Raw genomic sequence first — 13,489 nt, 5'->3', positions numbered from 1 at the left:
TCCAACAGATCTAATGTAATCAGAGCAAAACATAAAGCTGGATTTTAATGCTTGGTTAACTTCATCGTATTTGTGTCTATTCCACATCTATGCTTATAGCTACCTATCAATTCGGCTAGTTCCGGCTCAATGGGCGGCGGCATCCGCCTGCTGCAATTCCAGCGTCATCGCCAGCACCATGCCGCCATCCGGGCGCTTGCCGATGGTCAGCGACCCGCCGAAGCTTTCGATGCGCTGGCGAAGGCCGTAAAGCCCCATTCCCCCTTCGCGCGCCGCAAGCGGCAGCGTCCCGGGAGGCAGACCGTCATCCTCGACCGAGATCGAGACGACCGGCATGTCGATCCGACATCGGACACGCTGACCGTTGGCGCCGGCATGTCGGTAGGCATTGTTGAGCCCCTCCTGCACGAAGCGGTAGATGCAGGTCTTCAGCGCCGGGGGCAGATCGGCATTCGTGCCGCTTGAGGTGAAGGCGACCTTGGTTCGCGTGCGCGCCTCGTGCTGCTTGATCGCTTCGGCCACCACGTCCTTGGCCCAGAGATGCAGGATCTCCGGCAGGAGCAGCGACTTCGTCACCGTGCGCGTTTCGATGAGCGCTTCGCCCAGCGCCTTGTTCGTTGCGTCGAGAGCCCTGTCGCGCTCGTCCTTGCGGGTCAGGTCCCGCAGCTCGTCGAGCTGCAGGATGGCGAGCGTCATCAGTTGCACCGGGCCGTCGTGCAGATCGGCGCCGATGCGGCGGATGAAGGTCTCGTTCATGTTGGCGAGCTCCATCGAGGCCCGCCGCGCCGTATCGCGCAGCTCCATCAGCTCCTTGGAAGCCAGCTCCGCCTCCTCGGCACGGTGACTCAGCGCATGGCGCTGGGTCTCGATCGTCCGGCTGCCGCGCCTGACGATCAGGAACAGGCCGAGCATGACGACGAACGAAAACAGCGCGACGGTCGCCCAGGTGACGATCCGCAGCCGGGCGAGCTCGCCCATGAAGCTATTCGGCTCCTCATGGATCTCGGCGACGCCGATGATGCGCCCGGAAGCCTGGTCGTGGAGCGGGCTGTAGATCTCCAGATATTCCGTATTGATATTGCGGAAGGTATGTTCGGCGGCCTTGAGATCCGCGTAGATGGCGACGATCTCACCTTTTAGCGCCCGCTGCAGCCCATCGGGAAACTCGAAACGCTGGCCGATCATTGGCTTTGCGCGCGAATAGGCGACAGTCCCATCGGTCGCCCAGATTTCCAGATGCGGAAACCGCACCTTGAAATCCGGATCGTCGAACAGCGAATCCAGAAGCTCGATGCTGGCGGCCGGAAGAACCTTGGAGAGCGCCAGCGCCTGGACCTCAGCTTCCGTCAGGCTCTGCACCAGAAGTGCTGTCGTCCCCGCCTTGCTGTTCAGCGCCTTGTCTGACACCAGCCGCGTCGTCAGATAGCCAGCCGAGAGCGTGGCGATCAGAATGACGAGGCCGCTCGCAATCAGAAACTGCGTCGAAAGCGTCCGGTGCGCCACCCAGGCGATCACATGCGTGAACAGCGGCGAGCGCTGCTGCGCTGGCTCCTTCACCTCTTCATGCACGTTAATATCCCCACCCTAAAGTATTTATTCGGCAAAACGTCCCCCAATGCCGATCAGGCCTCTATCGTCGCAGTATTGCGGCGCGAAAGAAAGGACCATTTTTATACTATAGACCCAGGCCGATGCTATCAGACCAAAGGCCAATTCATCATAGGACTTTGCTCCCGGAGTAATAAGGACCGAAGACCTGCTCCGCCGGTGGACGAACATCGAAAACATCGTCCGACCATGCGCCGTTCAAAACCCCGGCAATTTTCCGCAAGATCGCATCATCCCAAGCCGGCCGTGCAAGGCGGGCTTCTTGAAACATCAGGGGCAATTCAACCCCGCCGGCTTCGCAGCGCGATCCGGCGGACAGGACAAGTTTGCGAAAAACCAGGCGCCGGGACAGCGCGCCGACGGAGGGGAAAATGGTAACGCTGGTAAGACACGATCTCGAATTCATCCTGAAGCAGATCGCCATCGCCGAACAGCATGCGGCCGGTGGCGACCTCGCGGCTCTCGTCGCCGAAGCCGGCGAGGCAGCCGGCGCCACCGGAACGGGTGCGCCGCAGGCGCATCTCCTGCCCTATGGCCTCAGAACCGTCGACGGCAGCTACAATAATCTGCTCGACGGCAAGGAAACCTGGGGCGCAGCCGACCAGCCGTTCACGCCGCTGGTGCAGCCGAACTACCTCAACGAGAACGACGACACACAGATGTTCGGGACACCGGCCAATCCGGTTTACCTGACCAACGGCAACTATACGCCGGGCACGCCGACCGGCAACCCGATGCTGGCGCCCGGCACCGTCGTCGATGCCGATCCGCGCATCATCTCCAACCTGATCGTCGATCAGACCAGCAATAACCCGGCCGCGATCATGGTCTATGACGCCATGCTCGCCGAGGGCAAGACGGCGACCCGCGCGCCGATGCAGGACGCCAACGGCGCCGCCGTCGTCCATGCGAATGACGTGATCGGTCCCGACGGCACCGTTCTCGCCGCGGCCGGTACGCCCGTCTACGTCTACACCTTCGAAAACGTCTCGCCCGATATCGGCGATTCCGCACCTTACAACTCGATGTTCACGCTGTTCGGCCAGTTCTTCGACCACGGCCTCGACCTCGTGGCCAAGGGCGGCGCCGGAACGGTCTATATTCCGCTGTCGCCGGATGACCCGCTCTACAATCCTGCATCGCCGCATACCAATTTCATGGTTCTGACCCGCGCCAGCCGCGACGCCGACGGCGAAGTCGCCGCCAACACCACGACCCCCTGGGTCGACCAGAACCAGACCTATACCTCGCATGCCTCGCATCAGGTCTTCCTGCGCGAATATGTCATGCACGAAGGCAAGCCGGTCGCGACCGGCAACCTGCTCGATGGCGCCCGCGGCTTGCCGACCTGGGCCGACATCAAGACACAGGCCCGCGAGATGCTCGGAATCGAGCTGACGGATGCCGATGTCACCAACATTCCGCTGCTGCGCACCGATCCCTATGGTCGCTTCATCCCCGATGCCAACGGCTATGCGCAGATCATCACCGGCATTGGCGCCGACGGCATCCCGAACACGGCTGACGACATCGTCGTCTCCGGCACGCCGGGCGCCCCGGTCAGCACAGCCGGCGCCATTCGCATCGGCCACGCCTTCCTCGACGATATCGCCCATGCCGCAGTACCGGTCATCGCCGGTGGTGTGCTGGTTGCGGATGCCGACGATGTCGCCGGCAATCCGGTGGCCGTGAATTCCCGCGGTCAGAATCTCGAATACGACAACGAACTGCTCGACGCCCACTACATCACCGGCGACGGCCGCGGTAACGAGAATATCGGCCTCACCTCGATCCATCATATCTTCCATTCGGAACACAACAGCGTCGTCGAGCAGACGAAGCAGGTGGTCCTCGACAGCGCCGATCTGGTCTTCATCAACCAGTGGCTCCTCGAGCCGATCACCACATTGCCGACCACCGAAGCCGAGCTCGAAGGCCTTGTCTGGAACGGCGAGCGCCTCTTCCAGGCCGGCCGCTTCACGACCGAAATGCAGTATCAGCATCTGGTCTTCGAAGAATTCGGCCGCAAGATGCAGCCGGATATCGACGCCTTCCTCTTCGAACCGTCGACCGATATCAACCCGGCGATCTTTGCCGAATTCGCCCACGCGGTTTACCGCTTCGGTCACTCGATGCTGAACCAGGATATCGACCGTCTCGTCGAAAATCCCGACGGCACCTTCAGCTTCGACAACATCACGCTCTTCGACGGCTTCCTGAACCCGCTCGAACTCGGCGAGGTCGATGCCAACGGCGACGTACTGATCGATCACGACCAGGCAGCCGGCGCGATCATCCGCGGCATGACCCGCCAGGGCGGCAACGAGATCGATGAATTCGTCACCGACGTGCTGCGCAACCAGCTGGTCGGCATCCCGCTCGACCTTGCAGCCCTCAACATCGCCCGCGGCCGCGACGTCGGCCTGCCGACGCTCAACGAGGCGCGTGCGCAGTTCTATCAGGCCGCCGGCCAGGATACGCAGCTGAAGCCCTATTTCAGCTGGACGGACTTTGCGCTGAACCTGCAGAACACCGCGTCGATCGTCAATTTCATCGCCGCCTACGGCACGCATTCGTCGATCACCGGCGCAACGTCGCTCGACGCCAAGCGCGCCGCAGCAGCATCCATCGTGCTCAACACGGCAGGCGCACCGGCCGACCGCCTCGACTTCCTGAATTCGACCGGCGCCTGGGCAAATGCCGAGACCGGCCTGAACGACATCGACCTCTGGATCGGCGGCCTTGCCGAGAAGAAGATGGACTTCGGCGGCATGCTGGGCTCCACCTTCGCCTTCGTCTTCGAACTGCAGATGGAAAACCTGCAGGAAGCCGACCGCTTCTACTACCTCTCCCGCGTTCAAGGCCTGAACCTTCTCAACGAGCTCGAAAACAACTCGCTGAGCAAGATCATCATGCGCAACACCGATCTCGGCGCAGGCACGACCTCTCTGCCGGGCGACATCTTCTCGACGCCCGACTACACGCTTGAAATGGATGAGAGCAAACAGGTCGGCGATGACCCGATCTTCACCGATCCGATCCTGCAGGCACTCACCCCGCTGGTCGTGCGCCGCGACACCGATGGCGACGGCGATCTCGATTACATGGCCTATCACGGCGGCGATCATGTCGTCATGGGCGGCACGGATGAAGACGACACGATCATTGCCGGCGAAGGCGACGACACAATCTGGGGCTATGGCGGCAACGACACGCTCGAAGCCGGCTACGGCGTCGACCATGTCCACGGCGGCGACGGCGACGACATCATCACCAATGCCGGCACCGATATCGGCGCGGCCGACTTCCTACATGGCGAAGGCGGCAACGACGTCATCCACGGCGGCAGCGGCCTGGCGCTGATCTTCGGCAACGACGGCAAGGACTTCATCATTGCCGGTCCTGACGGCAAGCACGTGCTCGGCGGCCTCGGCGACGACTTCATCCGCGGCGGTGACGGCGGCGACTTCCTGATGGGTAACGAAGGCAACGACTGGATCGAAGGCGGTGGGCGTTTCGACACGCTCTCGGGTGAAAACTCCGAACTGTTCTTCAACTCCTCGATCATCGGCCACGACGTTCTGAACGGCGACGGCAGCGACACCGACTACGACGCCGAATCCGGCGACGACATCATGTTCCAGGGTGATGGCATCCAGCGCAGCAACGGCATGGCCGGCTTCGACTGGGCAATCCACAAGGGCGACGACACGGCGGCCAATTCCGATCTCGGCATCCCGCTCTTCGCCACGCAGGAAGCCTTCATCCTGCGCGACCGCTTCGACCTCGTCGAAGGCCTGTCCGGCTGGATCCACGACGATGTGCTCACCGGCCGCGTCGCCCCGACCAATGCCCGGGCGGAACTGCAGAACACCGCAGCGATCCCCGGCACCGGCAGCCCGCTCGAAAGCTACTCGAACGCGCTGCTTGAGAAGAACCTCAGCCTGATCGCCGGTCTCTCCGAGCTCGTGGCGCACCGCGCCCGCACCAGTGTGACGGTCAACGGCGTCACCGAGACCATTGTCATGGATACGGCCGATGCCTCCGACATCCTGCTCGGCGGCGGCGGTGACGACGTCATCACCGGCCTTGCCGGCGACGACATCATCGACGGCGACCGCTGGCTGAACGTCCGCATCCGCATCAGCGACCTCAACGGCAACGAAATCGGCTCGTCCGACGGCCTCTCCAAGGGCGTTTTCGACGACAACGGTGACGCGATGTTCGGTGGACGGTCGCTGAGCGACCTGATGTTCGACCGCACGCTCAACCCGAGCCAGCTGGAGATCGTCCGCGAGATCATCGACGGCGAGGAAGAAGGCGACATCGACACCGCCGTCTATACCGACGTCCGCGCCAACTACACAATCACCCAAAATGCGGATGGCAGCATCACCGTTGCCCATACAGGCTTCGATGCAGACGGCGGCCCGGATGGCGACGAAGAGACCCTGCCAAATCTGGTCTCCGACGGCACTGACCGCCTCTTCAATATCGAGAAGCTGCGCTTTGCTGACGGCGACTATATGCTGAGCCCGCCGCAGCTCCAACTCTACACGCTCGATCGCGGCCAATACCTCGATAACTTCGAGCCGTCGAACTACACAGGATCGGATGGCACGACGCCCTGGACGACACCCTGGACCGAGAGCAGCGATAGCGGTGGCGCAACAGGTGGAGATGTATTCGTCACTGGTGGCGAGCTCGTCTTCGACGAAAATGGCAACGGTGCCACGGTCCAACGTGTCGCCAACCTTGCCGGAGCAACATCGGCTCGCCTGACCTACGATGTCGACGAAAGCGGCCTCGATCAGGGCGACAGCGTCACGGTCTGGTTTGCCGCCAATGGCGTGAATTTCATCCAGGTCGATCTCATCAACTCCAGCACCAACAGCGACCAGCGCAGCATCGACCTCAACGGCCCTTTTACGGCAGGCGCGATCATCCGCTTCACGTCAACCGCACTCGGCAATAACGACATCGTCAATATCGACAATGTCGCGATCGAGTTCACCCGCCCGGCAGCCGCACCGTCGACGAACTACACGGCGACCTTCATCGAAAATGGCGACCCGATCGCCATCGCCTCCGGTCCGGCAATTACGGACGAAGACGGCCAGATCGTCTCCGCACGGATCGTCCTGACCAACGCCCAGAACGGCGACCTGCTGACCGCAGGCACGCTTCCGGCAGGCATCACGGCCCAGACCGACACGTCGGTCGCCGGCCAGATCGCGATCACGCTGACGGGGGCCGCCACCCTTGCTGCCTACCAGGCGGCGATCCAGACGATCTCCTTCGGCAACAACTCCGATCAGCCGGGAACCGTGCCACGCGTCATCACCGTCGTCGTCAATGACGGCCTGATGAACAGCAATCCATCGACAGCAACGATCTCGGTCACCGCAGTCAATGATGCACCCGTCGCCGGTGACGACACCGTCATCACCAATGTCGAGAGCGGAAGCTTCGTCATCCCGGAATGGGCACTACTCGCCAACGATACGGATATCGACGGCGTCCTCAACATCACCGGCGCCACCGAAAACCAGACGAGCTTCGGCGTCACGGTCGGTCCGACAGGCGACATCAACGTCACCCACACGACGACGCAGCAGCGCAACTTCACCTACACGGTGAGCGACGGTGCGGCGACGGACACGGCCAGCGTCACGGTCACCCGTGATACCGGCAGCGTCAACGGCACCGCTGGTGACAACATCCTTATCGGCGACAATGACGGCGACACCTTCGACGGCGGCACCGGCAACGACATTATCCTCGCCGGTGGCGGCAACGACACCATCGTCTGGAACGCCAATAACAACGGCGCAACAGACGGCCGCGACATCGTCGATGGCGGCGCCGGTACCGATACGTTCGACCTCAACGGCCGCACCGGCCAGGGCGGCAACGAGACCTTCCGCATCTATACGCGGCAGGCCGCCGAACTTGCCGGCATCACCGGGCTGATGGCGACGACTGAAATCGTCATCACCCGCAACGGTACCGACAACGCCTCTGTCATCGCCGAACTCGACAATATCGAGGAGATCACCGTCGGCAATATCACGCTCGACGACGGCACGCCGACTGGCGGTGTGACCGGCGGCGACACCATCACCGTCATCGGCGACTTCTCGCAGACCAGCCTGGCGCTGAACACCATCACCATCGATGGCACCGATGGCGACGACGTCATCGATATCTCGGCGCTCCAGTCCGCCCACCGTATCGTCTTCCGATCGAACGGCGGCAACGACACGATCGTCGGCACGCTGCGTCCGCAGGATGTCATCGAACTGCCGGACGGTCTCACCGCCGCAGACTTCGAAACGACTGTCGATGACGAAGGACGCACGGTGATGACCCGTGACGGCAGCTCGATCACCTTCGTCGGTCCTGAAGGGTCCGTACCGCCGGTTGATCCCGGTGACGACGACCACGAAGAGGAGGAGGAAGAAGAGCAGGAAGGCAACGGCAGCGACGATGATGATGACGACGACAACGGCGAACAGCCGTCCGGCGGCGAAGGCGCGGCTCCGGCCACGCCCCGCACGCTGATCGGCACCGGAGCCGGGGAAGCCCTGCTTGGTGCGGCGGCGGCCGACATCATCCTGGCGGGCGATGGCAACGACATCCTCGTCGGCGAGGCCGGCAGCGACATCCTTCGCGGTGAAGGCGGCAGCGACCTGATCACCGGCGGCGCCGGTGCCGATGTCGCCTCGGGCGGTGATGGCGACGACGAAGTCCATGGCGGCGCCGATGCCGACCATATCTTCGGCGACGCGGGTGCCGACCGGCTCTATGGCGACGATGGCGACGACGTCATCGAAGGTGGCGCAGGCGACGACCAGGTCTGGGCGGGCGCCGGCAACGACCTCATCCTCGCCAAGCTCAACGACGGCTCGGATACCTACTGGGGCGGAGAGGGCAACGACACGCTCGACTATGCAGCGGCCACGACCAACCTGACGGTCGATCTCGGCAACGGCTTCATGGGCCGAGGCAGCGTCGCGGGATCAAGCACCGGAACGGATACGATCTACGGCTTCGAAAACTTCATCGGCGGGTCCGGCCACGACACGATCACCGCGTCGCTCGCCGTCAACATCATCGATGGCGGGGCTGGCGAAGACGTCTTCCGCTTCACCTCTGCGGCAGCGGCCAACGGCGACAAGATCTACGGCTTCCAGCCGGGCGACAAGATCGACTTCTCGGCAATCGACGCCAACACATCGGTTGCCGGTGTTCAGGGCTTCACCCTGAAGGCAGGCTCGATCACCGCCGCGGGTCAGATCGCCGTCAGTCACGAGACCATCGATGGCGAGGCCTTCACGGTGCTGCGCGGCAACGTCAACGCCGATCCGGAAGAAGACTTCGAACTGATGATCGCGGGCACCCATAACCTGAAGGCATCGGACTTCAACGGGGTCTCCTGATCGATGGCTCTGCCCCATGGCCGCTGATGGCCATGGGGCACGCCGAATGAATTGCCGGAGGGGAGAATCATGGCAACGAAGAAGAAAGAGCCGCAGTACAAGATCGACAAGGCACGCGGCATCCTGACCTATCTGTTCGGCCTGTCCGGGCTCATCAACATCCTGGCGCTCACCGGCGCCTTCTACATGCTGCAGATCTACGACCGGGCACTCGCCAGCGGCAGCATCTCCACCCTGATCGCCCTCTCGGTCCTGGCGATCGGCCTCTATCTCTTCCAGGGCGTCTTCGACATCCTGCGCTCGCAGATCCTCGTGCGCCTCGGCGCCCGGATGGATACGACGCTGGCGCCGCTGACCCACCAGGTCGTCGTCGAAATGCCGCGCTACGGCTATTCGACCGCCGAAGCCGCCGAGCGCGGCCGCGATGTCGATACGCTGCGCAGCTTCCTCGGCGGCCAGGGGCCGATCGCTCTCTTCGACCTGCCGTGGATCCCGATCTACCTCGTCTTCGTCTGGTTGCTGCATCCTGTGCTCGGCATGCTGACGCTGGGCGGCGCCGCAGTCCTCGCCTGTCTGACGATCCTCGCTGAAGTGCTGACGCGGCGTCACGCCCATACGATGATCAAGGCCGCCGTCACCCGCAACGCCGTACTCGATTCCAACACCCGTAACAGCGAAGTCCTGCACGCCATGGGCATGACGCAGCGCGCAGTCGATCGCTTCGAACGAGCCAATCGCTATCACCTCGAGCACCAGACCAAGACCTCCGATATCGGCGGCACGCTGTCGGGTCTCTCCAAGGTGCTGCGCATGATGCTGCAGTCGGCGATCCTCGGTCTCGGTGCCTATCTGGCAATCGGCGGCGAACTCTCGGCAGGCGCCATCGTCGCCGCCTCGATCGTCACCAGCCGCGCGCTCGCCCCTGTCGATCTGGCGATCGCGCAGTGGAAGAGCGTCGTCTCGGCACGCCGCAGTTACAATCGTATCCAGGAAACGCTGGCTGTCCTGAACGGCAAGGAAGAGTTCATCCCGCTTCCCGAACCGAAGGAAAGCCTGAAGATCGAGGGCCTGACGACGGTTGCTCCGAGCACCGGCGCCGTGCTGCTCAGCGAAGTCAGCTTCGAGCTGAAGGCCGGCCAGGCGCTCGGCCTCATCGGACCGAGTGGCGGCGGCAAGACGACGCTGGTCAAGAGCCTGCTCGGCATCTGGCCGGCGCTGCGCGGCTCGGTACGCGTCGACGGCGCCGATCTCGGTCAGTGGAACACCGATTTCTTCCGCGATCACGTCGGCTACCTGCCGCAGGACGTGGCGCTGATGGACGGCACGATCTCGGACAATATCTGCCGCTTTGCAGAAGAGCCCGATCCGCGCAAGATCATCCTTGCCGCCAAGGCCGCCGGCATCCACGACATGATCGTCCACCTGCGCGACGGCTACCAGACCGAACTCGGCCCGCATGGCACCGCGCTTTCCGCCGGCCAGCGCCAGCGCGTGGCGCTTGCCCGCGCGCTCTACGGCGAGCCCTTCCTGGTGGTGCTCGACGAGCCGAATTCCAATCTCGACGCCGAAGGCGAAGAGGCGCTGACGACGGCCATTCTCTCGGTCCGGCGCCGCGGCGGCATCGTCGTCATCATCGCCCACCGCCCGAGCGCGCTGCAGGCGGTCGACATGGTCGGCCTGCTGCAGAACGGCAAGCTCGTCTCCTTCGGTCCGAAGGAGACGCTGCTGCAACCGAAGGCACGGCCGATCGCCGTCGAGAAGTCGTTCGCCGAACGGCCGGCGCGCACCACTGCGGCGGAATAGGGAGGGCATCATGGAGGAGAAGCTCACCCTTGGCCTGCCGGATGCGCAGGCAGCGATCGCCCCGATCAACAAGTATCGGGAAAAGGAAGAGGAGAAGCGCAGCGCGCGCAAATTCTTCTTACCGCTGACCGCCTTCTCCGCCCTCGCCATGATGTTCGGCAAGGCCGAGCCGGAGGCGAAGAACCAGCAGACGGAAAGCCGCGAGAAGGAAGAAGGTCCGGCAGCCCGCGACGACTACGAAGTCATCGAGGATGTGACCGCCTTCCTGCAGCAGCTCGCCAGCGAGGAATACCCTGTCGAGACCGAGCAGCAGCCTGCCGTGCGCTTGAGCTTCCGCACCACGCTCTTCTACGTTTCCGAACTGCCGGAACGCGTCCAGCGCGGCGTCGTCACCATCACCGCCAACGACAACCGCCGCAGCATCATCGATACCGGCGAAGGGTTCGAGTTCCCCTCGCCACGCTCGCCGCTCAGCCTCGATTTCCAGCCACGCCCGTCGCGCGGCAATCCCGGGCATGGCGGCGGCCAATCTTCAGAAGACGATCCCAACCGGGCGCCGATGAGTTTCGGACGGCCGATCTTCTCGAGCGGCTTCGTCAATCTGTCGGCGCTGGTACTGCTCGACGATCTGCTCGCCCATATCTACGATCCCGATGGCGACACGCTCAGCATCAACGATATCAGGGTCACCTCCGGCCAGATCCGCTCCTATGGTGCCGATGTCTGGCTCTATACGCCGCAGCGCGGCTTCGTCGGCGACGTCACCTTCACTTACGACGTTTCGGATGGCGCAGCCGAGATCCGCACTGCCGCGATCTTCCGGCTGCAGAAGGCGCCGCCGCATGAATTGCAGGGCACTGAAGGCGACGACACACTGACCGGCACGCCGGGCGAAGACCTGATCGCCGGCCTCGGCGGCAATGACACGATCTACGGCCGCGAGAGCGACGACGTCATCAATGGTGGCGCGGGCAACGACCTGATCCTCGGCGGCGACGGCAACGACACGCTCTATGGCGGCACCGGTCACGACACGCTGTTCGGTGGCCATGGCAACGACGTGCTCTTCGGCGAAGACGGCAACGACCGCCTGTTCGGCGAGGCTGGCAACGATATCCTGATCGCCGGCCGCGGCGACGACCAGCTGAGCGGCGGTACCGGTGCCGACCGCATGTTCGGCGAAGAAGGCAATGACGACCTGCTCGGCGAAGCCGGCGACGACTATCTCGACGGCGGCGACGGCGCGGACACGCTGACCGGCGGCAGCGGCAATGACGTGGTGATCGCCGGCAAGGGCGACGATGTCATCAGGGCCGGGCTTGCAGGCGAAGAAGCCCGTGCGGCGACCGCCCCCTCCAGCGACGGCAACGACACCTATTCCGGCGGTGAAGGCCATGACGTCTATGATGTCAGGAGCGCCCGCAAGGCGATCACCGCCGATCTGTCGCAGGGCACGGCAACAGGCGAGGAGATCGGCAGCGACCGCCTCACCGAGATCGAAGGCGTGCTCGCGGGCTCGGGCAACGACACGCTGACCGGCAATGACGAAGCCAATCTGCTTTCCGGCGGCGATGGCAACGACGTCCTCTGCGGCCTCGATGGCGACGACAGCATTTCCGGCGGCAAGGGCGACGATGTCGTCGTCGTGCGCGGCCGCACCGGCGATGATGATGAAGACGACGACGATGGCGACGACGACTATTGCGGCGATGACGGCTTCGACACGCTCGATCTCGCCGCGCTCGTGCAGGAGGTCATCGCCGATCTCGAAGCACAGCTCGCCGAGGGCCAGGAGATCGGCCGCGATACGATCGTCGGCTTCGAAGCCGTCATCGGTGGCGCCGGTCACGACCGCCTCTCCGGCAACTCCGCCGACAACATCCTCGTCGGCGGTGACGGCAACGACCGCCTCTCGGGACGCGACGGCGACGACGTGCTGACCGGTGGCGATGGCAACGACATGGTTTCCGGCGACGACGGCGACGATATCGTGCTGGCCGCCGTTCATGCCGCCGACGAAGACCGCGATGGCCGCAGCGATGGCGACGACAGCTACAAGGGCGGCGACGGCTTCGACACCTACAGCGCCGCAGGCGCCGTCCATGCCGTCATCATCGATCTCGACCGAGGAACCGCGACCGGCGTCGATATCGGCGCCGACACGCTCGACGGGTTCGAAGCCGCGATCGGCGGCAGTGGCGCCGATATGCTGATCGCCGGCAACGGCTTGAATTTCCTGGCGGGCGGCGATGGCGCCGATGTCTTCGTGTTCCGCAGTCTCGCGGCACTCGAAAACGATGGTGACGGCCGCGACGAGATCCGCGATTTCGCTGTCGGCGACCGGATCGATTTCTCGGAAATCGCCGCCGGTATCGGCGGTCTGGTCTTCGGTGGCGATGATAGCGGCGGCCCGCAGGCGGCGCCAAACCGCATCGTCCTCTATCATGAGAATTTCGAGGGCGGCGACCGGACGATCGTCAAGGCGATCATCGATTTCGACCGTGACGAGGATTTCGAGATCCTTCTCTACGGCCGCCACGAACTGACCGAACAGGATTTCATTCTCGCAGCACGCGAGCCCGGCCAGGACGGCGTCACGCCGCATCAGGGCTGATCAAAAACAAGGACAATGAGGG

At 63.7% G+C, this 13,489-nt stretch carries 4 protein-coding genes; 3 read left to right on the top strand and 1 reads right to left on the bottom strand.

All coding sequences use genetic code 11. The features are described 5' to 3' along the window. Window positions 1–126: 126 nt before the first annotated feature. Window positions 127–1,569, bottom strand: a complete 1,443-nt coding sequence (locus tag ACODR6_RS05985; RefSeq protein WP_489021464.1) for a sensor histidine kinase — start codon at window positions 1,567–1,569, stop codon at window positions 127–129. Between the two features lie 410 nt (window positions 1,570–1,979). On the opposite strand from ACODR6_RS05985, the gene ACODR6_RS05980 reads away from it, so the two are divergent. From ACODR6_RS05980 to ACODR6_RS05970, 3 genes are all read left to right on the top strand, one after another. Next, window positions 1,980–9,050: a peroxidase family protein gene (locus ACODR6_RS05980; RefSeq protein ID WP_489021462.1), complete on the top strand. Its 7,071-nt coding sequence runs from the start codon at window positions 1,980–1,982 to the stop codon at window positions 9,048–9,050. A 69-nt stretch (window positions 9,051–9,119) separates the two neighbouring features. After that, on the top strand, window positions 9,120–10,853 hold the full coding sequence (locus ACODR6_RS05975) for a type I secretion system permease/ATPase (RefSeq protein WP_489021460.1): 1,734 nt from the start codon (window positions 9,120–9,122) through the stop codon (window positions 10,851–10,853). A gap of 10 nt (window positions 10,854–10,863) precedes the next feature. Further along, window positions 10,864–13,467 carry a cadherin-like domain-containing protein gene (locus ACODR6_RS05970; protein ID WP_489021458.1) on the top strand — a complete coding sequence of 868 codons (2,604 nt, stop codon included), beginning with the start codon at window positions 10,864–10,866 and terminating at the stop codon, window positions 13,465–13,467. Window positions 13,468–13,489: the final 22 nt, after the last annotated feature.

This window comes from Rhizobium sp. FG96, from assembly GCF_057808655.1.
Note: the sequence above shows the minus strand (reverse complement) of the source record. Positions and strands in the feature narration are given on the sequence as shown.

Bases quoted from the DNA above. Each gene is read 5' to 3' on its own strand.
- ACODR6_RS05980 (WP_489021462.1), top strand. From the start codon at position 1,980: ATGGTAACGCTGGTAAGACACGATCTCGAATTCATCCTGAAGCAGATC.
- ACODR6_RS05970 (WP_489021458.1), top strand. From the start codon at position 10,864: ATGGAGGAGAAGCTCACCCTTGGCCTGCCGGATGCGCAGGCAGCGATC.
- ACODR6_RS05975 (WP_489021460.1), top strand. From the start codon at position 9,120: ATGGCAACGAAGAAGAAAGAGCCGCAGTACAAGATCGACAAGGCACGC.